At 39.5% G+C, this 23,874-nt stretch carries 25 protein-coding genes and 2 pseudogenes; 21 read left to right on the top strand and 6 right to left on the bottom strand.

Annotation, left to right across the window (positions count from 1 at the left end):
• Positions 1-61: 61 nt before the first annotated feature.
• The 5 genes from V9W66_RS00175 to V9W66_RS00195 all read left to right on the top strand — a co-directional run bounded on the left by V9W66_RS00175 (position 62) and on the right by V9W66_RS00195 (position 6,528).
• Positions 62-1,822, top strand: coding sequence for a sensor histidine kinase (locus tag V9W66_RS00175; RefSeq protein ID WP_144094027.1), 1,761 nt, complete (start codon positions 62-64; stop codon positions 1,820-1,822).
• Positions 1,812-3,416, top strand: coding sequence for a response regulator transcription factor (locus V9W66_RS00180; RefSeq protein ID WP_144094028.1), 1,605 nt, complete (start codon positions 1,812-1,814; stop codon positions 3,414-3,416). The genes V9W66_RS00175 and V9W66_RS00180 overlap by 11 nt, the downstream gene beginning before the upstream one ends.
• Before the next feature lie 82 nt (positions 3,417-3,498).
• A complete protein-coding gene (locus tag V9W66_RS00185) occupies positions 3,499-4,764 on the top strand; it encodes an ABC transporter substrate-binding protein (RefSeq protein ID WP_144094029.1) in 1,266 nt (421 codons plus the stop codon).
• A gap of 76 nt (positions 4,765-4,840) precedes the next feature.
• Positions 4,841-5,695: a carbohydrate ABC transporter permease gene (locus tag V9W66_RS00190; RefSeq protein WP_144094030.1), complete on the top strand. Its 855-nt coding sequence runs from the start codon at positions 4,841-4,843 to the stop codon at positions 5,693-5,695.
• On the top strand, positions 5,695-6,528 hold the full coding sequence (locus V9W66_RS00195) for a carbohydrate ABC transporter permease (protein WP_243125578.1): 834 nt from the start codon (positions 5,695-5,697) through the stop codon (positions 6,526-6,528). Before V9W66_RS00190 ends, V9W66_RS00195 begins: the two co-directional genes overlap by 1 nt.
• 404 nt (positions 6,529-6,932) lie before the next feature.
• Here V9W66_RS00195 and V9W66_RS00200 read toward each other — a convergent pair whose 3' ends face one another.
• Positions 6,933-7,244 carry an IS66 family transposase gene (locus V9W66_RS00200; protein WP_420313829.1) on the bottom strand — a complete coding sequence of 104 codons (312 nt, stop codon included), beginning with the start codon at positions 7,242-7,244 and terminating at the stop codon, positions 6,933-6,935.
• Positions 7,245-7,272: 28 nt separating this feature from the next.
• Between V9W66_RS00200 and V9W66_RS00205 the strand changes: the two genes are divergently transcribed.
• The 12 genes from V9W66_RS00205 to V9W66_RS00260 all read left to right on the top strand — a co-directional run bounded on the left by V9W66_RS00205 (position 7,273) and on the right by V9W66_RS00260 (position 18,112).
• Entirely contained in the window at positions 7,273-7,545 is a 273-nt protein-coding gene (locus V9W66_RS00205; RefSeq protein WP_243121701.1) for a DDE-type integrase/transposase/recombinase, read from the top strand.
• Positions 7,509-7,694 (top strand): integrase core domain-containing protein, encoded by a 186-nt coding sequence (locus tag V9W66_RS00210; protein ID WP_243121702.1) that lies wholly within the window; start codon positions 7,509-7,511, stop codon positions 7,692-7,694. Before V9W66_RS00205 ends, V9W66_RS00210 begins: the two co-directional genes overlap by 37 nt.
• 341 nt (positions 7,695-8,035) lie before the next feature.
• Positions 8,036-8,695 (top strand): response regulator transcription factor, encoded by a 660-nt coding sequence (locus V9W66_RS00215; protein WP_118039749.1) that lies wholly within the window; start codon positions 8,036-8,038, stop codon positions 8,693-8,695.
• Positions 8,696-8,697: 2 nt separating this feature from the next.
• Positions 8,698-9,957, top strand: coding sequence for a sensor histidine kinase (locus V9W66_RS00220; protein ID WP_144094031.1), 1,260 nt, complete (start codon positions 8,698-8,700; stop codon positions 9,955-9,957).
• A 110-nt stretch (positions 9,958-10,067) separates the two neighbouring features.
• Positions 10,068-11,450, top strand: a complete 1,383-nt coding sequence (locus tag V9W66_RS00225; protein WP_144094032.1) for a DUF6034 family protein — start codon at positions 10,068-10,070, stop codon at positions 11,448-11,450.
• A gap of 123 nt (positions 11,451-11,573) precedes the next feature.
• The gene (locus tag V9W66_RS00230; RefSeq protein ID WP_144100566.1) at positions 11,574-12,713 is read left to right on the top strand and encodes a hypothetical protein; all 1,140 of its coding nucleotides are present in this window, start codon (positions 11,574-11,576) and stop codon (positions 12,711-12,713) included.
• A 104-nt stretch (positions 12,714-12,817) separates the two neighbouring features.
• Positions 12,818-14,107 carry an IS110 family transposase gene (locus V9W66_RS00235; RefSeq protein WP_144093630.1) on the top strand — a complete coding sequence of 430 codons (1,290 nt, stop codon included), beginning with the start codon at positions 12,818-12,820 and terminating at the stop codon, positions 14,105-14,107.
• Positions 14,108-14,629: 522 nt separating this feature from the next.
• Positions 14,630-14,788: a rubredoxin gene (locus V9W66_RS00240; RefSeq protein ID WP_005339874.1), complete on the top strand. Its 159-nt coding sequence runs from the start codon at positions 14,630-14,632 to the stop codon at positions 14,786-14,788.
• Between the two features lie 153 nt (positions 14,789-14,941).
• Positions 14,942-15,688 (top strand): SDR family NAD(P)-dependent oxidoreductase, encoded by a 747-nt coding sequence (locus V9W66_RS00245; RefSeq protein WP_005421611.1) that lies wholly within the window; start codon positions 14,942-14,944, stop codon positions 15,686-15,688.
• Positions 15,689-15,780: 92 nt separating this feature from the next.
• A complete protein-coding gene (gene trxA, locus V9W66_RS00250; protein WP_005421612.1) occupies positions 15,781-16,086 on the top strand; it encodes a thioredoxin in 306 nt (101 codons plus the stop codon).
• Positions 16,087-16,098: 12 nt separating this feature from the next.
• Entirely contained in the window at positions 16,099-16,419 is a 321-nt protein-coding gene (locus tag V9W66_RS00255; protein WP_144093608.1) for a rhodanese-like domain-containing protein, read from the top strand.
• 1 nt (position 16,420) lies between these two features.
• Entirely contained in the window at positions 16,421-18,112 is a 1,692-nt protein-coding gene (locus V9W66_RS00260; protein WP_144093609.1) for an FAD-dependent oxidoreductase, read from the top strand.
• A 120-nt stretch (positions 18,113-18,232) separates the two neighbouring features.
• Here the strand turns inward: V9W66_RS00260 and V9W66_RS00265 are convergent, their stop codons facing one another.
• Positions 18,233-18,916, bottom strand: a complete 684-nt coding sequence (locus V9W66_RS00265) for a Crp/Fnr family transcriptional regulator (RefSeq protein WP_117706279.1) — start codon at positions 18,914-18,916, stop codon at positions 18,233-18,235.
• A gap of 166 nt (positions 18,917-19,082) precedes the next feature.
• Here V9W66_RS00265 and V9W66_RS00270 point away from each other — a divergent pair, with 166 nt between their 5' ends.
• The 4 genes and pseudogenes from V9W66_RS00270 (at position 19,083) to V9W66_RS00285 (ending at position 21,961) form a co-directional block, all read left to right on the top strand.
• Positions 19,083-19,406: a thioredoxin family protein gene (locus V9W66_RS00270; RefSeq protein WP_144093616.1), complete on the top strand. Its 324-nt coding sequence runs from the start codon at positions 19,083-19,085 to the stop codon at positions 19,404-19,406.
• A gap of 15 nt (positions 19,407-19,421) precedes the next feature.
• The gene (trxB, locus tag V9W66_RS00275; protein WP_118252842.1) at positions 19,422-20,345 is read left to right on the top strand and encodes a thioredoxin-disulfide reductase; all 924 of its coding nucleotides are present in this window, start codon (positions 19,422-19,424) and stop codon (positions 20,343-20,345) included.
• A gap of 452 nt (positions 20,346-20,797) precedes the next feature.
• Positions 20,798-20,992, top strand: a pseudogene (locus V9W66_RS00280) (SpoVG family protein); the annotation flags it as partial.
• Positions 20,993-21,052: 60 nt separating this feature from the next.
• Positions 21,053-21,961: pseudogene (locus V9W66_RS00285) on the top strand (DUF6674 family protein).
• A gap of 142 nt (positions 21,962-22,103) precedes the next feature.
• Here the strand turns inward: V9W66_RS00285 and V9W66_RS00290 are convergent.
• The 4 genes from V9W66_RS00290 to V9W66_RS00305 form a co-directional block, all read right to left on the bottom strand.
• The gene (locus V9W66_RS00290) at positions 22,104-22,664 is read right to left on the bottom strand and encodes an acyl-CoA thioester hydrolase/BAAT C-terminal domain-containing protein (RefSeq protein WP_330575283.1); all 561 of its coding nucleotides are present in this window, start codon (positions 22,662-22,664) and stop codon (positions 22,104-22,106) included.
• A gap of 61 nt (positions 22,665-22,725) precedes the next feature.
• Complete coding sequence (locus V9W66_RS00295) at positions 22,726-23,034, bottom strand: hypothetical protein (protein ID WP_330575284.1); 309 nt, start codon at positions 23,032-23,034, stop codon at positions 22,726-22,728.
• A gap of 14 nt (positions 23,035-23,048) precedes the next feature.
• On the bottom strand, positions 23,049-23,183 hold the full coding sequence (locus V9W66_RS00300) for a hypothetical protein (RefSeq protein ID WP_330575285.1): 135 nt from the start codon (positions 23,181-23,183) through the stop codon (positions 23,049-23,051).
• 4 nt (positions 23,184-23,187) lie between these two features.
• A complete protein-coding gene (locus V9W66_RS00305; protein ID WP_330575286.1) occupies positions 23,188-23,874 on the bottom strand; it encodes a class I SAM-dependent methyltransferase in 687 nt (228 codons plus the stop codon).

Consider the following 23,874-nt stretch of genomic DNA (forward strand, 5'->3'; position numbering starts at 1 on the left):
GCAGGAAAGGAATTTTTTGCTGCCTTTTTTCTTTGAAAACGTATTTGGGGGAGAATAAGAAATGGGTAAGCGTTTAAAGATATTTAACAACATTTCTATTTTGAAAAAAATTTTGCTTGTAAATTTTACTATTATATTGATTATGTTTATTTTACTTGGAATTTCCAATTATTTTATATCAAAAAGAATGCTGTCAGAAGGATATATTGATTCGTCAAAAAAAATAATTTTGCAACTTGGACAGAATTTGGATGTGAGAATTAAACAATTTAATGAGTTTGTTGTGAAAGAGTCTTTTGAGTCGGATATCTATAAAGCGTTGAATCCTATATATAATGAACGAAGATTGGAGGCTCAGAAACGAATACAGTCTTTTAGCACAAATATTATGAACTATAATAAATATGTAGAAGTAGTTTTGGTGATGGATGATCATGGAAATCATTATAAATATGCTAACTTTCCAAAACGAGCAAATAAATATGTCCAGGAAGATTTAACAGATATTAAAAAGGCCAAGGAAATGTGTGGAAAGGCATATTGGACTCCATACAATAATAAATTGGTGTTTTGCAGTAGATTAGTATTCGATAAAAATACTATGCTACCCGTCGGGGTTTTAACTATTGGATTGAACATAGACTTTTTTCAAAATATTTATAACGATATAACAACAGAAGAAAATGATATTCTTGTATTAAATTGTAATCAGCAGGTATTGGTAGAATCAGAGCAAAACATAGGAAAAATTGTTAAAAGTATTAACCATATGGATGTACAAGAACAAGGAGTTTTTTATAAAGACAAAGAATATTTGGTTACGTATAAAATACTTGAAAAAAGTGGGATATGTATTATAAATCTCATTGATACAAAAAACATTTCGAATAAAGCAGGGAAAATGCTTATATCAACTTGGTATGTGATTGTTGTGGCAATCATATTATCTATATTACTAGCATTATGGCTTTATAAGGAAGTAGAATCTAGTCTTAAAATATTATCGGCAAGAATCGCGGATGTTAAAAAAGGTGATTTTTCACCAAAAAATACAGTCGTTACTCAAGATGAGATAGGTTCCGTAATAAATGCTTTTGATCAAATGGTTATAAAAATAGAGGAACTGATGGATAATGTCGCCAAAGAAACAACACAGAGAAAGAATGCACAACTAAAAGCCTTACAATTTGAATATGATGCTCTTCAATCAAAATTGAATCCGCATTTTTTATATAACACTTTGGAAAGTATCAATAGCCTTGCAAAATTGAATCATGATGATATTGTTGCTGACAGTATTAATCTTCTTGGAAATTATTTAAGGGAAACTATCAGCAACCGTGGAAGATATGTAATGTTAAGAGAAGAAATAATGAATGTTAGACATTATATTATTCTTCAAAATATGTCATTTGGAGGAAGAATACATCTTGATTTTGATCTGGATCCTATTCTCATGGATACAATTGTGCCAAAATTAATTTTACAACCGTTGGTCGAAAATTCAATTGTTCATGGAATAGAGCCTAGAGCTGGTTATGGATATATTTGCATTGAAGCAAGATGTTCTGGCAAGGATATGGAAATAACAATTGAAGACAATGGTATAGGTATTTCAGAAGAATGGATCAAAGGGAATATTGTTGATGAAAATCGAGAGAACAAACATACCAGGGTTGGGTTGGAGGCTGTTCATAAGCGGCTTAAAATATTATATGGAGAAAAATATGGAATTAAGATTAGACGTGGAAACATATCGGGAACAATCGTAACTCTAAAAATGCCAATTGTATTTAAAGGAGAAGATCTAAATGAGATATAAGGTTTTGATTGCAGATGATAATCCCTTAATTTGCGAGTCACTGCGAGAAACGATAAATTGGAAAAAATATCAGTGTACAGTTATACAATGTGCTGAAAATGGAAATGAAGCATGGAATCTGATTGGACAATTACAACCAGAAATAGTTATTACTGATATAAAAATGCCAGAAATTGATGGCTTAAAATTGAGTGAAAAAATAAAAATGCAGTACCCTGATATATTGATTATTATGATAACCGGATATCAAGAATTTGAATATGCTAAAAGAGCAATTAGCCTTGGTGTAAATGAATTGCTTTTAAAACCCATTGACAATAAAAAAATGGAAGAAGTATTGCTAAAATTAACAGAAATCCTTTCTGCGAAAAATAAAAAAGATCAATATAGAAAAAAATTACAAGAAGAGAATGCTGTATTTAGAGAAAAAGAAAAGAAAAATCTAAGACTTTCAAAAAATAATATTATTAAAAATATATTGTTATCAGGTAATCTTCATGAATTAGATGAGCAACTTTTGGAGAATGGATTTTCAAAAAATCTAAACTATGGGATAGTTGTAGGAAGACCCCAGTCTCATGACAGTAGAATAGTAATGGAAATTAACGGGATAATAAATGCATGTTTTGAACAATTTTTTTTTCAAAAAAATGTGAATCTGTTAATCAGGGAAGATATTGTTTCCGTAATAGGAATAGAAAAATCCTGGAGTTCTAGAAACTATAGGGTTCATATAAAGAAAATTTTATATCACATACAAGATTACATAAAAGAAAAATATAGCAATTCTATTAAAGTGAAATTCTGTATTAGCAGTCTTACGACAGATATAAAGGAGATTATTTGTAATTACGAGCAAACAAAAGAGTGTTTAAATCGTGCTATATTTTTAGGCGATACAGATTCTATTATAATAAGTCAGCCTGTATTGAGAAAAAGCGAGTCTAAACAAATTATTAAAGACATGGATGCTTTTTATCAATTACTTGAAACTTCTGACCAGGAAAATCTTTATATAGAAGTTGAAAGAGTTATCAATGATATTTTAAATATTTCAGAAAGAGATATATTCAAAATTAAATGTTTGCTTAGCGAAACATGTATTTCGCTTTATAAATATTATGAAAAAAAGCTACCTGAAATTAATAGTGCTTATAGCATTGATCAAATATTGGAAAGCATCAATAAAATTCAGGGCGTTGAAGAAGGACGGAAGTATTTAAGTGAAATTTCATCTGAAATACAAACGGAGAATAATAGAAATGCATTGAAAAAGAATCCAACAATCATACATGCCATGGAATTTATACGGAATAATTATAAAGAAAACGTTACATTAGGTTCTTTAGCAGATTATTTAAATATGAATCCATCCTATTTGAGCAGGTTACTAAAAAAGGAAACAGGCAGCAATTTTGTTGATATACTTACGCAAGTAAGATTAGAGAAAGCAAAACAATTATTAAATGAGGGGATACGTGTTGCAGAAGTAGGAGAAAAAGTAGGATACGCAGAGTATGCATATTTTTATCAGGTGTTTAAGCGATTTGAAGGAATATCACCAAGTGAGTATAAAAGAGGTAAAAAAAGCTAATGTTTTGTAAAAGTAGTCGAATATAATATTGAAAAAACGTCTGATATAATGTGTTCATCAAGAAAAAGGGAGGATACACTCAATGAAAAGAAAGACAATCATATGTTTTGCAATGTGTGTAGCAACAATTGCAGCAATAACCACAAGTAATGTAAGCGCTAAAGAAGTAAAGGCTGACAGTGAGGAAAAAACAATAACTCTATTTCACCATACAGGTGAAGAAGCCGGACGCAAGGTGCTTTCAGACTTAATAGCGGGATTCGAAAGTGCAAATAAGGGAATAAAAGTCGAAGAACAAGGAATTGATTTTAGTTCATATGATACTATGTTAAAAACAAAATTGGCAGGAGGGGATGCTCCGGATTTGATTATGGGTAGACCTAAGATGTACATAGACTTGATTCGCGCAGGACATATTGAACCTCTTACAGATGAAGAATTTATAAAAAGCATAGATAGTAAATGGCTAGAATCAATGAAAGTGGACGGGGAAGTATATGCGGTTCCGTTGAATCAAGGAGGAATGGGAATCTTTTATAATAAAAAGGTATTTGAGGATAACAATATTGAGATTCCTAAATCGCACAAAGAACTAATGAACATTGCTGAAAAACTTCAGAATGCAGGGATTGTTCCTTTTGCTCATGGTTTTCAAGAAAGTTGGATGGCACAGTGCGATTTGCAGAGTGATCTGTATGGATACACGTTACAGCAGAATCCCAAAATGTTTAAGGATATTATGGACGGAAACAAGAAGTTTTCCGATTATCCTGATTTTAGAAAATGTGTGCAGAGAACCGTAGACAGATTATCATTTGAAGGCGGTGATGACTTTGGTACAGATGCTTCACGTGCCAGAAATATGTTGATTACTGGAGAAGCCGCAATGTTAATCAGCGGAAACTGGGAAATTTCTGAATTTGCAGAAGCAGGAGTAGATGACCAGATAGGATTTTTTGCAACACCAAACACAGATGATGATCAGCCAGTTCTCGGTCTTGCACCTGATGGAAGATATATGGTAACTGCTCAATCCGAGAATATAGAAGAAGCAAAGAAATTTATTGAATTTTTAACAACTCCTGAGGGAGCAGCAATTGTTAATGAAAAAGGTTCTGATATACCATGTACCACAAATATAGATAAAACACAATTGTCTCCAATTGTACAGGATTTTATTAATATCGAAGAAAATGGAAATGTTTACAATTATGAGGCAGAAGAGATTTTTTCCGGACAGTATGATGAAACATTTCGCAAATGGCAAGAAGAACTTGCGGCAGAAACAGACTGCGATGTTGATGCCATGATTGCACAGTTGGATGAAGAAATAGCTGCTATTCAATAAGATACAATTAATACATCCGGTATATGTAATCTTAAAACATATACCGGATGTAGCAATTTGGAGGTATGGATAAGATATGAAGCTAAAAGCGAAAAATCAAATAACCAATTTTTTGTTTATGGTTCCTGCATTAATATTGTTCTGCTTTATTGTTGTTTATCCTTTTATAAAAGGGGTAAGGATTTCTCTCACTGACTGGGATGGCTTTTCAACTACATATAATTTTGTGGGACTTAAAAATTTTTTTAAAATCTTAAAAGATCCAAGTATCAAGGGACCGATTCAGAATTCTTTGTTTTTCACAATTGTTACGGTGATTATTGATAACGTTGCAGGACTTGGAGTAGCTTTTGCTTTTCGGAAAAATAAAAGAAGCAACCGGATATTCAGAACCTGCGTTTTTATGCCATTTGTTTTAAGCTTAGTTTTAACAGGATTTATATGGAAATATATTTATAGCGATGTGTTTTACGGGATTTTTGGAATAAAAAGTTTATTAGGAAATAAAAATACGGTTATGTGGGGCATCTGCATTATGGCATTCTGGAGAGATATAGGCTATTCAATGCTGATTTATCTCGCTGGATTGCAGGCAATACCAGATACATATTATGAAGCTGCCAAAATAGATGGTGCAAACCATTGGAAAATGTTTTCTAGTATCACATTACCATTGCTGGCTCCGGCGTTTACTGTAAACGTGACACTGTTTTTGGGCTGGGGATTGAAAGTGTTTGACTATGTTATGGCAGCAACGAACGGAGGACCAGGTAGAACTTCAGAGACATTTGCTATGTATGTATATAACTATACATTCCCATATAATAGAGCTGGATATGGACAAGCAGCTGCGATTCTTATGATGGTGTTTATTTTCATTATTTCAGGGATAGTATCCACGTTGTTAAGAAGAAGGGAGATTGATATGTGATGAAAATGAAAAAACATGTTGCTAACGGAGTAGCACTAATTTTGAAAATCTGCCTTGTGACTATCTTCATTATGCCTTTTTATATCGCATTTGCATATGCTTTAAAATCTCCAGAGGAAACAATGAAAACAGGACTTGCCTTTCCAAAGCAGATATACTGGGAAAATTTTACCGAAGCAATAGAAGTATCGAATTTTTGGACAGCAGCTAAAAATAGTTTGATTATTACAGTAATCAGTGTTGTCCTCTTGATGGTTGTATGCAGTATGGCAGCTTATGCCATAGCACGAAACATGAAATCAAAATTTTTTCAATCCTTTTATTATGTCTTTTTAGCAGCCATGATTTTACCATTTCAGGTTGTGATGCTTCCATTATACATACAGTTGAAAGACACTGGACTTCTAAATACACGCATTGGTATGATTCTGACAATTTGTGGTTTTCAACTTGCATATAATATATTTGTGTACGTGGGATTTATCAGAAATATTCCGCTTGAAATGGAAGAAGCTGCTTACATTGATGGAGGAAGCAAGCTTTATACATTCTGGAAGATTGTTTTTCCTTTGATGAAACCAATTGTATCTTCAACATTGATTTTAAATTCGCTGTCAGTATGGAATGATTTTCAAATCCCATTAATTATCGCACAAAAACCAGAGGTTAGAACAATTCCATTGACTCAGTATTTTTTCTTTGGACAATATAGCATTAAGCTAAATATGGCATTTGCTGCTTTTGTGCTTGCAATGATACCAATTCTTGTTTTGTATTTTGTAATGCAGAAACGTATTATCGGAGGGGTAATGGCAGGTGCAGTAAAAGGTTAAAAATTAAAAGTTAATGATGTTCTCAAAACGGAAACAGCGATTTTTGCTACAAAAATCGCTGTTTTTATTAAGCATTTTTGACTTTTAATGTGTAAAAAAGATTATCATTAGAAAAACAGAATTTTTACGAACTATAGTTTTTTTGCGTTCTGCTACAGTTGTTTCCGAAACTGTGACGGCGAAGCGCCAAACTGTTTCCGTGTTTCCGGAAGAAGCGGCTGAAATATAATGGATTTTCATATCCAACCAGATTGGAAATTTCTGTAACATTGTAGTTTGTGGTTTCCAACAGAGATTTCGCGCATATTCCGTAAGTAGGTAATCATTCGTATATTGACATTTTATAAAAGCCATTTGATACTGTTCCTGGCTGTCTGCCAGATTCTCTATCAGATGGCTTAGTATTATTTTTTTAGTTTAGTACGGCAGTATTCCGGAAGATCCTCTGACCATGGAAGCAGTTTCTTTAATTCTTCCTCTTTAGGAAAAGCTCCCATTTTTCTGAGTTCATCCAATATATAGGTCAGATATGTGTATGGGTTCAGATGGTTCAGAAGTGCCGTTTCTGTAATGCTGTAAACAAGGGCACTGACATCTGCTCCCCGTACACTTTTGGCAAACAGCCAGTTGCGGCGTCCTACTGCAAAGTTTTTCAATGCACGTTCTGCACTGTTGTTGTCTATGCGGAGATGACCATCTTCCAGATACATCCCCATCAAGCATGGATTCCTGTATCTGACCGTTGTGATCGACTGGTACAGCCGCTGTATCGTTGGTTGGGAAATCGATGATACTCTGGATACCAGAATGGTCATAACTGCGTTAAAAAAGGCGTTTATGGTAGCAAAACCTGTTATCCTGAATTCGGACCAGGGCTGTCAGTTTACAAGCAATGAGTACATGAACTTTCTCAAAGAAAACCAGATCCGTCAAAGCATGGATGGTAAAAGCCGCTGGGCTGACAATATCATGATCGAACGATGGTTCCGGAGCTTCAGTACGAGGAAGCATATCTAACCCAATATAACAATATCAGAGAAGCACGGAAGGCAATCAGTAACTATGTGCACACTTACAACTTTGAACGTTGTCATTCTGCACTCAATAATCAGACACCGGCATCCTGCTATTATCCAATCCTGTTACTGGATGATCATGCAGCCTAAGAGGGGATTTTCTCCCCTACCCAGTTACATATATCAGTTCATTATAAAAAGCTTAAATTTTTGTCTTGACAACTGAACCACTATAAAGGTAGCATAGTTGTACTGGTTATGAACTTGATTTTAATTTTTGGATTCGTAATGGCAAAAAAGAAAAGAGACAAAAATCTATAATTTCAGTTTTATTGTACTTTTCTAATTCGAGACACACTGTGTCCTGAATTGAGCTGGTCACATTATCGTGCCCTGATACGTATAAATGATGAGAAGGTAAGAACAAATGCAATGTAGACTTGGGATATAAGAAACTATACTATAGAAAAGCGTTAAAGGTGGCAACGGGAATGAAAAATAAAATTTTGGTGATAGAAGATGACCGTGCAATTTCAGAATTGCTGTGCATGAACCTGGAGGCAGCAGGGTATGAGACTGTGGCAGCGTATGATGGGGAAGAAGCCCAGAGGCTGCTCTTATGGCAGGAGGATGCGGACCTGGCAGTAGTGGATATCATGCTGCCGGGAAAGGACGGGTTTGCATTGATGGAGGATTTTAAAAAGAAGGAGCTTCCGGTGCTCTACCTGACTGCAAAGGATGATGTGGCTTCCAAGGTGAAGGGATTAAAGCTGGGTGCGGAAGATTATATGGTAAAACCTTTTGAGATGCTGGAACTTCTGGTACGCATTGAGAAGGTACTGGAGAGGACGGGACGGGCCAAGAAAGTCTTAACGGTCCGGAACATCCTGGTGGACATGCAAAGCCATCAGGTCTACAAAGACGGGCTTCCAGTAAGCCTAAAGCCAATGGAATATGACCTCTTTGTGCTGCTCCTGCAAAATAAGAATATTGCGCTTGGAAGGGAAGAACTGTTAAAACGGGTCTGGGGAGAAGACTACCTGGGAGAAAGCAGGACGGTGGATGTCCATATCGGACAGCTCAGAAAAAAGCTGGAACTTTATGATGAGATCAGGACGATCCCGAAACTTGGATACCGTCTGGAGGAATAAGGATGAAGCTGTGGAAACGAACGGTACTTCTTATGCTGGTAACGCTATTATGTGCCCTGATCCCAGTGGGAACGCTAAGTCTTTATATCACAGGAAAACGAAGCCTCAATAATGCTGCAGAGACCTACGGAAGACAGCTGGAAAATGGCAAGATACTCCTGGAACAATTTTGGGATAACAGCAAATATGAGCAGATGTCCGAGACTGGAAAGAAGGCCTATATGGGCTTTCAGTTCCAGCGATGTTGTGGGGAAGGCATGGCCCTGATCGACCGAAAAAGCAATGCCGTCATTGAAAACCTGACAGATTATAAAGTGGTGGGGCTCGAAAATTTAGGCTTAAAGGATGAAGGAGATCCGTATGCCTACAAGATACAGAAACTGGGACAGAAATACCTCCTTCTCCAGATGGAACCATTATCCAGACCGGAAGGATACGAAGTCCTCTCTGTCCGGGAAGTCACAGGGCTTTTTGCAGAGCTGAGACAGACCGCTGTCTGGTTTTTGGGAATTTATCTGGCTGTGTTCCTGATCGCCGGCCTTTTTATTTATATGATGATGCGAAGAACTGTGGAACAGATGGAGAAGCTACAGGAAGTGGCAGAGAAACAGGAGCTGCTCATGGGGGCACTTTCCCATGAAATGCGTACCCCGTTAACGTCCATTATCGGGTATTCGGATACCCTGCGCCATGTAAAGCTGAAAGATGAACAGAAAGACCGGGCACTGGAACATATCAACCGGGAGGGAAAACGCCTGGAGGCTCTTTCTGGGAAGATGCTGCAGATGCTGGGGCTTTATCAGAACCATGCCATACAGATGGAAATGACCATGGCAGGTGACCTTTTAAACCATGTCATAGACATGGAAAAAGAACAGGCAGAAAAGAAAGCGGTGCACCTCAAGATGGAATGTGAAGCCTTTTCCATGAAAATGGATCCGGCCTTGATGGAAAGCCTTCTGATAAACCTGATCGACAATGCCCTAAAGGCTACGGATGCCGGTGGAAGCATTTGGGTAAAGGCTTATGAGAAAGCTGGAAAAAAGATCTTTGAGGTGTCGGATACCGGAATGGGGATCCCGGAGGAAGAACTGGGAAAGATTACAGATGCATTCTATATGGTGGACAAATCACGAAGCCGAAAAGAAGGCGGATCCGGACTTGGGCTGGCACTCTGTGTGAAGGTGGCTGAAATCCATGGCGGATGCTTGAAAATCGAAAGCAGACAGAGAGAGGGGACCACGGTAAGAGCCATCTTCTGATTTACAATTTGTTTACATCTTGATGAATACATCGGCGAAGCAATATGGTACTCTTTTCTCATAAGAAGAGGGTACCTTTTTTAATACCGACAGGAAAGGATGGAAAAAGGATGAAGAAAATAAAAATGTTTATGGGAGCCGTTCTGTGTATGAATCTTTTGACATTATCCGGATGTGACCGTATTGTCCAGTCTGCTGTTGTGGAAGAAAAGGATCAGACAGAACAGAAAAAAGAAGAGAAAAAGGAGACAGTTCAGAAAACCGTTGCCGAACAGGTACAGGCACCGGAAACATACCAGACAACGATCCAGGCAGATCTAAGATCAGCGGACCGGGAGGATAAAGAAACTCCGATGAATTTTACCCTGACAGCGGATGCACCGGTAAAAGTGCCGGATGTAGATGCAATCTGTTTAAAAAAAGTAAAAAGGGTGGCGATTCCTGAAGAAGAACAGAATAAAATAAAAGACACATTCGGAAAAGGACAGCCCATGCAGGAAGAGAAGAATGAGAACGAACAGGCGGGGACATATAAAGTAGATGGACTGACCTATCGGTATTCTTATACACAGAGTGAGCAGGTATCGGATGTGGAGGAACTGGGATTTGGGATAGCGAAGTTTATCTTTGACGATTGTGGAGACATGACCCTGGAATCGAGTGAGAAAAAAGAAAGGGAAGAACGCTTTCAAAATTATATAAAGGCAGGAAGCGGGAAAGTATCTGAAAAGGAAGCAAAGGAGAAGGTTTCAGGTCTTGTGTCCGGAAACTGGGAGATATTTGAAAGTTCCTCAAAAGCACTTACTGAAGGAAGCACTACCTTGGAAAAAGATGATTTCATTTTTGAACGGATGATAGACGGGGTTCCGGTTAATTATGTGAGGGAAACCTCTCTGCCTGTTAATGAGCAGGCTCTTGAATGGGAAAACGAAGATGGAACACTTCATGAAGGACAGTCTGAAGGATGGGAAAATGAAGTACTGACGATGGACTTTTGCAGTGGGACACTTCAGAGTTTTCTGCACCGAAATCCCATAGAAGCATCGAATGCTTCCGATGAAAGGCTGTTCCTACTTCCTTTTGATGAGGTCAAGGATATCTTTGAAAAAACGATCACTTTGCAGGTCATGACAGAAGACAAGAATCGTCTGATCTCTGTCGATGGAGGAAGCCACTACCGTTATCCGTCCATTGATGCACAGAGTGCGGAGATAACCATAACAAAGGTACAGCTGGGTTATATGTGCATGCCAGACAGTGAAGGCAGCGATACCGAAGCAGTCCTGATCCCGGTGTGGGATTTTTATGGAACCTGGACATCCAAAGAGCCAGAGTATGAGTACGGAAATGGGGAGGATGGACCGGTCATAGGAGACGTGACGATGGATGATGCAGGTGTTCCACTCCTTACAATCGATGCACGGGATGGAAGCGTAATACAAAGGATTCAGGCTGGATGGGCGGCTTCTATGGGTTCCAAGGATGTAAAATAGAGTGTGAATTTCAATTTCTAATCAATGATGACCGAAAGACCTGGAATTTCAGGTCTTTCTGCTTTACAGGAAAAAGAAAAATACGTTATACTTTTCCTATAGAAAAAGGTTGGAGGAATATGTATGGCAGAAAAAATGGCAGAACGGATCGCAGAGATTTTAAAAGAACCTAATTTTCAAACGGCAGAGAAATCACTGACAGATTTCTGCGGACCGATGGATGGGGAATTCAGGAATCTTCTGGTAGATATTATTGTGAAACGATGGATCGATACGCCTAAAGACGTACCATTTTCCTATGCCCGCAGCATTTGGAATCGGAAAGATATAAATAGAGAAGAGTATCAGGCATTGCTGGAGGAAATCCGAAGCTATCCCATCGCACCGATCAACAAGGCAAAGATATCGGATTTTTTATGGGTTGTGGAAAATGATTTCTCAAATGCTAAAATAGCAGAAACGGCTTATTGCGAACACCTGAAGAACACCGGTGCATTTGCAGATCATATCATGGCTATAAACCGGATCTTGTTTATCTCTAAAAAAATCCGAAGCAAGGAAATCAATGAAGAGGTGCGAAAGAATCTGCTGATAAAAGTATTAGAAGAGTATGATAACAGCAGCCATGCAAAAATTGGATATTTGATAAAAACTGCCATGGAGGAAAAAGTGGATACAAGATATCTGATCCCTTATGTGGAAAATATCTTGAAAACCTACGATGACAATAGCTGCGATGCACCGCTCATTGGTAAGTTTTGTGATCTGTTGGAAGAACTCTATTGCAGAAAAAATAACTGGCAGAAGAAAAAGTGTATTACTGAACCTAAACTGATTGCGATACGAAGACGTAAGATTCAGGCTGTCCGGATGGAGGCTGAATATGCCGGGGCCTCTTCCAAAGGAAATTTAATGAGAAAGATTCACTATTTGAAAGAGGTTATTCAGTTGTTAAAGACCATACAGGGTACGGAAGAAGAAAGAAAGGCACTGTTGCAGGAAATAGCACAGATAGAAGAAGCTTCCCTTTCGGAGATGATGGTATGGAGTGATAAACAGGATGCCAGCGGCATTGTAAAAGAACTGTTCCGCCAACTGGAAGATCTTGATAAAGAAGAGGCATTATGTTATTTTGCTTCATTTCTTCCGATTCCGGTAAGAGAAAAGGTAAAGAATCAAGTATTAAATAGGACTTGGATCCTGAACACGATATTTCCAGCGGCAATCCTTGGAAAAGGAGCTTCTTGTATAATTCAAATATAGGGAATTCCGAGAAAGAAGGTTGAGAAAAAAATACCTCAGAGTAAAATAAGATTACTGACTTTGCACGGTTAGTAAAAATCTTATTAAACAGTGAGGTACTTGAAATGAATTATAACACACAGAATGCAAAAATTGCATCTATTACGGAAAAAACTTTAATCATTGGTATTGATGTGGGAAGTGAAACCCATTATGCAAGGGCTTTTAACTGGCGCAATTATGAGTACTCAAAGAAACCGTTTGCTTTCAGTAACGATGAAACTGGATTTGCAGCATTCAAAAAATGGATGAACGATATAGCAGAGAAACATGGAATGGAAGTTATTATTCCAGGAATGGAGCCAACAGGTCACTACTGGCTGAACCTTGGAGCGTACCTGCAGGAACAGGGAATGAAGCCGGTACATGTGAATCCGCATCATGTCAAGAAATCCAAAGAGCTGGATGACAATAATCCAAGTAAAAATGACCGTAAAGATCCAAAAACAATTGCAAGTCTGGTAAATGAAGGAAGATTCTCATATCCATATATTCCAACCGGGATCTATGCAGAGATCAGAAATCTGTCTAACCTTCGAATTCAGACACAGGAAGAAATCACAAGGATCAAAAACAGGATGGCCCGCTGGTTCAGCATTTATTTTCCGGAGATCAAAAACGTTTACAGGAATCCGGATGCAGTAAGCGGACTGATGGTAATCAAACAGGCACCGCTGCCCTGTGATATCAGGGAACTTGGAGTGGAAGGTGTAAACAAAATATGGAGAGATGCAAGGCTGAAAGGCGCTGGGATTAAGAGGGCAACGACCCTGGTAACAGCAGCGGAGCACAGCATTGGAAATACGGAAGCACCAAGAAGTGCCAGAAAAGAGATCCGAAACCTGCTGGAAGATTACGAAGGATATAAGAAACGGATGGATGAACTTATGGAAGAGATAGAGAAAACGCTTTCTGAAATTCCCTATATAGATAAGCTGATGGAGATCAATGGGATAGGGATAAAGACGGTGAGCTGCTTTATTGCAGAAGTAGGAGACATTGGACGTTTTGATAATCCGAAACAGGTGCAGAAGCTTGCCGGTTATGCGATTGTTGCGGACAGCTCTGGGAAACACAACGGAGAAAGCCGGATCAGTCACAGAGGAAGAAAGCGTTTGAGATATGCATTATATGAAGCTGCGATATCCGTGATCGGAAAAAACAAGGAGTTTAAAGAGATCCATAGTTATTACCGGACAAGGGAGAAAAATCCACTGAAAAAGATGCAGTCAGTGATAACGGTGGCATGTAAGCTGATCCGGATATTTTATACGATACTAACCAAAGGTGTGGATTATGATGGTCAGAAGATGCTGAATGACATCGTAAGACCAGAAATACAGCCAGCGGCATAAAGAGAAAGAAACAGTGTATCATGGCCGGTCTGAGCCCTTCAGAGAGGGAAGTGGAAGGCTGAGACCAGCCATGATAGCTGTAATTAAGAAGTAAATGGAATGTAACAGGAAAACGTCCACCGGAAGGTGCTGTTACAGGAAAGAAGTCAGTAATACAACAAACAAAGAATGAGCCAGTAGTCGGCAGGAATATATTCCAGAGGGCATGACCCTGTAAAGGAGCTGAGCTGACACCCTGGTTATGGACAGGCGGGACGAGAGAAGTTAGGACTCGGCATAGACTGATGATCCTGGTAGACATGGGAGGTTCGCTGCCGTAGATGGATGGGTACACACAAGGCCATGTAAAACGAAATAAGAAGACGTTTTACTTCGTGCACCCAAAATCCACTATTTTCGTACCAGATACAGAGAAATGTCCATTCCTATGGCTCCTTCTTCTGAGATATTTATTGATGAAACACTAAAAAATCCTTGATTTTCAAGGAAAAAAGACTTGACTATATAGGGAGGAACAAACTAATGAAATATGTATGTGACGTTTGCGGATGGGAATATGATGAAGAGGAAGGTTATCCTGAAGGTGGTATTGCACCAGGAACAAAGTGGGAGGATGTTCCGGAAGATTTTGAATGCCCATTATGTAATGTTGGAAAAGATCAGTTTTCAGAAGTTGAATAGAGCCTAATCTTGTGTTAAATACGGATGGATAAACCAAAACCCTGGTGCGTGAGCAACAGGGTTTTTTATTGCGATATTTTGTGATGATATCACAGAAAATAATCTACCTTTTGCTTATAATGTAGTTAGAAACTAAGTAAGGAGGTAGTCTAAATGAGATTAAAAGATAAAGTTGCAATCATTACGGGTGGAAGCCGTGGTATAGGATTTGCTACAGCTGATAAATTCTTGAAGGAAGGTGCTTCAGTTGTGTTGGCAGCAAGTTCACAGGAATCGGCAGATGTTGCTGTAGATAAATTAAAAGAAAAATATCCCAATGCAATAGTTGCTGGAATTAGTCCAAATCTGGCGAGCATGGAGTCTGTCAGAAAGGCTTTTAAAGAGGCAACTGAAAAATATGGATGTGTCGACATACTGGTAAATAATGCAGGGATTTCAGAAAACACCTCATTTATGGATTATACAGAGGAGACTTTTGATAAAGTCATGGATCTAAATGTAAAAGGAGTATTTAATACTACTCGTGTAGCAGCAGAATGTATGGTGGCAAGAGGCAAGGGGGTTATTCTCTCAACTTCTTCCATGGTGAGTATTTCGGGACAGCCAAGTGGGTTTGCTTATCCGGCATCGAAGTTTGCAGTAAACGGATTGACTGTATCATTAGCAAGAGAACTAGGACCTAAAGGTATTCGTGTTAATGCTGTTGCACCTGGGATTACAGAAACTGATATGATGAAGGCCGTGCCAAAGGAAGTTATCGAACCTATGATTGAAAGAATTCCATTGCGTCGTCTTGGACAGCCAGAAGATATTGCCAATGCGTTTGTGTTTCTTGCTTCAGATGAGGCGAGTTACATTACAGGTGTTATATTAAGTGTAGATGGTATGGCAAGAAGTTAAGTTAATGAGGTATGGTGATGTAATCACGGAAAATAAATGAAATTAAGACTATAATAAATCTACAAAAAGAAAAAGATAAGGAGGACTGTAAAATGTCTGCTATTAATATCAATAAAAATAATTTTCAGAACGAAGTACTGAATTCCGATAAACCCGTTCTTTTAGATTTTTGGGCATCTTGGTGTGCACCTTGCCGCATGGTAGTACCTATTGTAGAGGAGATTGCAAGTGAGCGTAGAGATATTAAAGTTGGAAAGATTAATGTAGATGAAGAGCCTGAACTGGCAAATAAGTTCAGTATTATGAGCATTCCGACTTTAGTGGTTATGAAGAATGGGAAGATTGTACAGCAGGTTTCAGGGGCGAGACCTAAGAATGCGATTTTAGAAATGCTTTAGGGAGGTGTGCTAATGGGATTTTTTGATCTCTTTAAACAGTCGAATATTAATCAAGGCATAGAAGAATATAAAAGGACTGATGATGCAGTTCTGCTGGATGTACGTACACCGCAGGAACATCAGGAAGGACATATACCAGAAAGTAAAAATGTGCCGTTGCAGCAACTTGACAATATTGCTTCTGTAGCGAAGAATAAGGATATCCCACTGTTTGTATACTGTTATTCCGGTTCACGAAGCCGCCAGGCAACTGGGATACTGCAACGAATGGGATATTCTAAAGTAAATAATATCGGTGGCATTGCAGCTTACTCAGGAAAGGTGGAAAAATAAGATGAAGGTAATAATTGTAGGAGGTGTAGCCGGAGGAGCTACAGCCGCAGCAAGAATACGCAGACTGAATGAGCATGCTGAAATTACTGTGTTTGAAAGATCCGGATACATATCCTATGCAAATTGTGGACTTCCATATTATATTGGAGACGTGATCACAGACCCGGAAGAACTTACACTACAGACACCAGAGAGTTTTTTTAAACGCTTCCGTATTAACATGAAAATTCATCATGAAGTTATCTCCATACATCCGGAACGTAAAACGGTTTCAGTGAAAAATTTAGAGAATGGTGAGATATTTGAAGAAAAATATGATAAGCTGATCCTCTCTCCAGGTGCAAAGCCAACACAGCCGAGACTTCCCGGAGTAGGTATTGATAAACTTTTTACACTTCGTACTGTAGAAGACACTTTTCGGATAAAGGAATATATAAATAAGAATCATCCAAAATCGGCTGTATTGGCAGGTGGCGGTTTTATTGGTCTGGAACTGGCAGAAAATTTGAGGGAGCTTGGCATGGATGTTACGATTGTCCAGCGGCCTAAGCAGCTGATGAACCCTTTTGACCCGGATATGGCATCCATGATCCATAATGAAATGAGAAAGCATGGGATAAAACTGGTACTGGGCTATACAGTAGAAGGATTTAAAGAAAAAGACAACGGAGTGGAGGTCTTGTTGAAAGATAATCCATCCCTTCAGGCTGATATGGTAGTTCTGGCAATCGGAGTCACACCAGACACAGTATTAGCAAAAGAAGCCGGTCTGGAACTTGGCATCAAGGAAAGTATTGTAGTGAATGACAGAATGGAAACCTCTGTATCGGATATTTATGCTGCAGGTGATGCAGTTCAGGTAAAACATTATGTTACGGGTAATGATGCGCTGATTTCTTTGGCAGGACCAGCCAATAAACAGGGCAGAATCATCGCTGATAATATTTGTGGCGGTGATAGTCGTTACCTGGGCAGTCAGGGAAGCTCCGTTATCAAAGTGTTTGATATGACAGCAGCCACTACAGGTATCAATGAAACCAATGCAAAAAAGTCAGGATTAGAGGTAGATACGGTAATTCTTTCTCCTATGAGTCATGCCGGTTACTATCCTGGTGGAAAAGTGATGACCATGAAGGTGGTTTTTGAAAAAGAGACCTATCGTTTGCTTGGCGCTCAGATTATTGGATATGAAGGAGTTGATAAACGTATTGATGTGCTGGCAACAGCAATTCATGCAGGGCTGAAGGCAACCCAGCTGAAGGATTTGGATCTCGCATATGCACCGCCTTATTCCTCTGCCAAGGATCCTGTAAATATGGCAGGATTCATGATAGACAATATAGCAAAAGGTACCTTAAAACAATGGCATCTGGAAGATATGGATAAGATTTCTAGAGATAAAAGTGTTGTGTTGCTGGATGTGAGAACTGTAGGTGAATTTAACAGGGGGCATATTAATGGATTTAAAAACATTCCTGTAGATGAACTGAGGGAACGTATCAATGAAGTTGAGAAGGGAAAGCCTGTTTACCTGATATGCCAGAGTGGGCTGCGAAGTTATATTGCCAGTCGTATTCTGGAAGGAAATGGATATGAAACATACAACTTCTCCGGCGGATTCCGCTTCTATGATGCAGTTGTCAATGACCGTGCGCTGATTGAAAAGGCATATGCATGTGGTATGGATTATTAAAAATAATCATAATATTTTTATAATTTTCTCGTAATATAAAAAGATCCCCCATTTATTAGAATGACTTTCATAATTCTGATAAATGGAGGATTCTTCTTTATATGTTACAGAAAAACAATTTTATGACCTTTGGAGTGTTTCCAGTCTTTTTGGATCAAGGATTGTGATTTTGCCGCGGGAGAGTTTGACGAGACCCTCGCCTTGAAAGTATCGAAGCATTCGAGTGATAACTTCCCTGTGGGAACCAAGATGATTAGCAATCGTCTCATGAGTGATTTTCAGCTCGTTTGTTCCTTCAATGGATGTTTCTTCTAAAAGAAATGAAGCAACACGCTTATCCAAACTCTTCCACATAATCTGTTCAATCAGCCACATGACATCAGAAAAACGGGTAGCCATTAACTCATTGGTATAGTTTGCGACAGGAGCAGATTCTTTCATGATGCCCTTATAGATTTCAGCAGGGATGATCCAAAGATCCGTATCTTTTTCTGCTTCAATGGTTACTTCAAATTGAATAGACCGCATGATACATGAGGCGGATAAAAGACACATATCCATATCGAACAGACGGTAAAGTGTAATCTCTCGTCCTTCATCTGAAAGTATATAGGTTCGAAGCTGCCCGGATTTAACCAGTAATAATCCAGTGCAATCCAGGTTTCCATTGTGAATGATTGTCCCTTTTTTTACATACTGTGTGATTAAATTGTCTGAAATTATTTTTTTCTGTGTTGTATTTAAGTCATTCCATAGTGGAAAACAATTTTCAAAGTTCATAACCGTTATCTCCTTTACGAACATAGTATACTTGCTTTTTTTAGATGCGTCAATTATATAACTGGCATATGCCATAAATAGAAATAAAAAGAAGTGTAATAAAGTAAATTATCTTTTCTGTGATATCATCACTGAAGTAAGACTTTTTATGAGGTATATTAAGTTCAAACAGGAGAAGGAGTTGAAAAATATGACATCTATAAATATAAATAAAGAAAAGTTTGGACAATTAATGCATAAGGAAAAACCGGTTTTGGTTGATTTCTGGGCACCTTGGTGTGGTTATTGCCGTAGAATTGGAGCAGCTTATGAAAAAATAAGTGAAGAATACAGCGATATTCTTGTTGCTGGAAAAGTAAATATTGATGAAGAACCGCAGATTGCAGAAGCTGAAAAGATTGAGGTGATTCCTACGCTGGTTTTATATCGAAATGGAAAGGCAATAGATTCTATTGTTGCACCTGAATCAAAAATAATGATAGAGAATTTTATTAATGAAGCATTGAAAAAATAAAAGGAGGACTGCTGTATGAATGAAAATCATGTTTACGATATGATTATCGTAGGGGGAGGACCTGGAGGGTATACTTCAGCATTATACGCAGCCAGAGCAGGACTTGATACAATTGTTATAGAAAAATTATCTGCAGGTGGTCAGATGTCATTGACCTGGCAGATTGATAACTATCCTGGTTTTGAAAATGGAATTGACGGATTTTCATTGGCAGAGAAAATGCAAAAACAGGCGGAAAAATTTGGCGCTAAAAGTGAATATGCTGAAGTTTTTAATATGGATTTAACAGGAAAGCTTAAGAGAGTAGAAACTAGTTCGGGAATTTATATTGGGAAAACAGTAGTGATTGCTACTGGAGCAAATCCAAGAGAACTTGGTCTCGCTAAAGAAAAAGAATTGATAGGTCATGGGGTTGCTTATTGTGCCTCCTGTGATGGTATGTTTTATAAAGATAAGATCGTGGTGGTTGTTGGTGGTGGAAATTCTGCTGTATCAGATGCTGCTCTTTTAAGTCGAATTGCTAAGAAAGTCATCATTGTTCATCGTAGAGATACATTACGTGCAACGAAAATCTACCATGACCAGCTGATGAAAACTGAAAATATAGAGTTTCGATGGAATAGTACAGTAAAAGAACTGCTTTATGGAGAACGATTGACTGGTGTGCGGTTGAAAGATACAGTTACAGGAGAAGAAAACATTATAGAATGTGACGGCCTGTTTGTGAGTATAGGAAGAAAACCGACAACAGATTTTTTAGATAATCAGATAGAACTGGATAATAAAGGATATATTGTGGCAGGTGAAAACACTGAAACGAGTATTCCGGGTGTTTATGCTGTAGGAGATGTCAGAACAAAGTTACTTCGTCAGATAGTAACAGCAGTGGCAGATGGTGCTATGGCAGTACATATGGCAGAAGAGTATGTGGAGAAATAATAATCAGAATTTGAATGGTGAACTTTTCATACTGAAATATGTACGATTTCAATAATGACATGAACTTATGGGAACGTATTGCGGATACTTTGTGAACTTTATCCTGATACAATGATTATGCTGATGAAAGAAGGCATAGATAACTGAATACAAGAAAGAGACGAAAGCCTCAGTAGTTAAGAAAAAACTACTGAGGCTTTTTTTCGTGCCTGAATTTCTCAGACAATAGCTGCGGGTATGTCCCGGCAGGATAAAGGCGGAGCAGGCATGATCCTAAACAGAGGTCCTCCTTCTGGATTTGAAACGAGCAACAAGATTTCAAATTCAGGAGGAACGGATATGTATATTGAACACCCATATTTTTATGAAGGAAAGTACTACGCAAATATTGATGGAGAAATGATTGAGATTACAAAAGAAGTTGCGTATGCGATGAACAATTTTTACAGAAGCAGCAAGGCAAGCCAATCTATCAGGATATCTGCTATCCGGTCACAAAGGATTTCAGGGAAAAACTCTACAAGGAGATTATCTCTGAATATGAGAAAGCAAAGGATAAGAGCAACGAAAAGGCGAGGGAGAGTGCCGAGAAACAGCATGGCAATCCCGATAAAGAGAAGGACAAAGAGGCAACACCCTTTCGATAATTAGTAATCAGAGTACAGGGGCGGCCATGGCTGCCCCATTTACAGAATGGAGGAAACAGAATGGATATAGAAGCAGGAAAAACACTTACCAATGAGGAGGTCATAAGAGAACTTCTCGAATTATTAAAGAAAAATGCCATGAAAGAGCAGGCAAACAATGTATTTGAGATATGCAGCTATGTGGATGGACTGGAGAAAAAGATTGATTCCATGAAGGAAGAACTCACCAATATGCAGAACCAGATCAAAGAAATGCAGGAAGATACTCTTGTCAATAATGCTAAAAAGGCATTGTCAGAAGCACAGGAGCGACTTAATGTCAGATGTGAGCAGATAAAGTCACAGGTATCAGAAGTGAAAGCACAGGTCAAATCTACTGCTAAGAGTATAGTCGAAGAAGCAAAGGAAAAGGGAAGAGCTGCGTTATACAGGGTGTCTGAGTTCTTAGGAATTAAGAAAAGACTTCTTGATATCCGGGAGAATGTAAGAGGTGCAATCAAGACCACGGATAAGGATATAGCAAAAACAGCACTTCTTGCAAAAGGATTTCGTGAAACCGGGCAGACAGCAGCCAATGCATTTCGTACTTTTGCTGATAAGCCGGAGGTGGATTATTCACAGAAAGAGCAGAAACATCCCATTACAAAGGCAGTACTTGTCCGATGAAAGCAGTGAAAAAGATGCTTGTATCAATGGAACTTCATCTGGATGCATCTATTGATAAGCTGGATAATCTGGCTATGAATGTGCAGCTTGATAAGGAAAAGCATATGGAGAATGCTAAGGTGCAGGAACAGACGGAACCGGAGAGGGCAGAAGCTGAGCGAGTGGAAACAGAGATTGTATATTCACCGATGGTCGCTGAGCCGCAGGAGTATCAGTATAATGCAGATGCATTTGAGGCTAGAGGTGAAGCAGGAAGCGGCACATAAGGAAGTATCGAAGGTAAGAGAAGATAAAGCCAGATAGTTTTGAGGACGTGGGAGAGATTCTGCGTCCTTTTTTAATGCGGAACAATTCGTATTCGTACCGTAGCCGAACACCGCTGTCAGCTGGTTTCGGAAGGACGGCACAAACAGCGTCCACATGCCGAAAGGCATTCCCAAATAGGTCACTTTTTGTCCCTCCAATCGCATATCACGTGGGTCATGCGGCGGTCAATGTCAATGCGAGCCGTTTTGCACTCCTTGGGATATTTTTTCGCAGCGGTGAATGCCAGCTTGACAAACAGTGCCGAGCCAACAGGCAGCATGGTCCTGAGCATACCATCGGGGAAAACAAAATGCGTGCCGTGCTCATATATAACCGCCTCAACTGCGCAGGTATGCGGTTGCTCCGCAAGGCGTTTCTCCATGCGGCGGATATATTTTGCGGTGTCCCAAAGTGCATCATCCTCCGCGCAGACAAGGAACAGCTTACCGCGGATATTCTCGACCTTTATGAATTCCTCCTCAGTGATCGGAGGCACCGTTTCAGAGTCGTCAAACAGCTTGCGGGAGGCAATCATATCGCCGGTGCGTTTGGACTCCTCCGAGATTATGCGCCAATAGTCAGGGTGCTGATAGCAAAACGGCATGTATGGCAAGGGCTTTCCTTTGTAAGAAAAGAGTGATTCTCCCTCGATTGGCCATTCCTTGCAGCCATCCTTTTGCCCTGCATGAACCCCTTCCACACAAAGTCGCTGGGTGTCTTTGCAATGGTTAGAGAAATGTCGCTGAATATCGATGCTGCCGTCAGGCGAGGGTACCTGTCGTTGAGGCTCCCGCAATGCCTATTTTTTCGTTTCCGTGTAATTTGAGCCATGCCATTGCTTTTTCGATGCATTCAAGGGGATAGTTGTGATGACCGTAGTCCTTTTTCCCGGGCGACATAGTCAATACGTTCACACCGAGGCGAATCAGCCACTTCACCGCCGAGTGCGCCATATAATCCTCGGGGTCGTCGCCGAGCATGGCGATGACGGTGCAGTCCGATCCGTCCTTGCACGCCCAATACGCGCCATAAAAGCCATCGCTTTCAACATCAAAGTGGATGTGTTTCATTCAAAACACCTCTTTCAAAAGTTAATCTTTACAATCTGCATCTTCATCATTCCGTCACCGACTTTTGCAAGAAGCCGGAAAAATCCGCTGACGGATGGGTCTTTCAAATCGGTGTAGCCCAGCATATAGCCTCGGCTGGTGACCTGCAAGCGGCTATCCCACGCACTGATCTCTTGGGGAGCGTCCGAAACCGCAAAATATGCGCCGACATCTTTGATTTTCGCGCTTTTGAGCCATGTTTTTGCAATCATCCGCCGTCCGATTTGCAGCGTCAAACACCAGCACGCTGCCCGGAAAAGCGTCTGCCATTTGCTGTACCAGCGCCTTGACCTGCTCAGTTAAAAAGTAGTAGAACACCCCGGAGGAAAAGAATACCGCGCCGTTTGAAGAGTCAATTTTTCTAAACCATTCGGTATTGTTCAAATCGCATGGGATATTTTCCTCACGCTCCCCGGCGGGCAAAAGCTCGTTACGCACGGCTATGACATCGGGAAAGTCCAGATTGTAAATTTTACAGCTGCCGTTGTCGCAGCTTCTTCCAGTGCTGTCCAGCCCGCAGCCCAGATTGATCACCGCTGCATGGGGGTGAGATTTCAGATAATCCCGCACCTCAAAAGCAAGGTCATTCTGCCGCATGGCCACCTCCAGTGAACCGAAACGCTGCATCAGGCCGCGGGAGTTTTTTTCCGCCTCTGAAAAATCGTAGTCGATCTCGTCAATCAGGCGAACCGCTGTTTCGTCCCGATAGAGATTCGGGTATAGTTCTGAGCAGACCTTCCGCGCATACAGCGGAATGATCAGCGTCTCCTGTACGGTGTTTTTCTCGATTTTGTATTTCAT

Origin of the sequence: Blautia massiliensis (ex Durand et al. 2017), assembly GCF_051861785.1 — a bacterium.
Classification (GTDB): Bacteria; Bacillota; Clostridia; order Lachnospirales; family Lachnospiraceae; genus Blautia_A; species Blautia_A luti_A.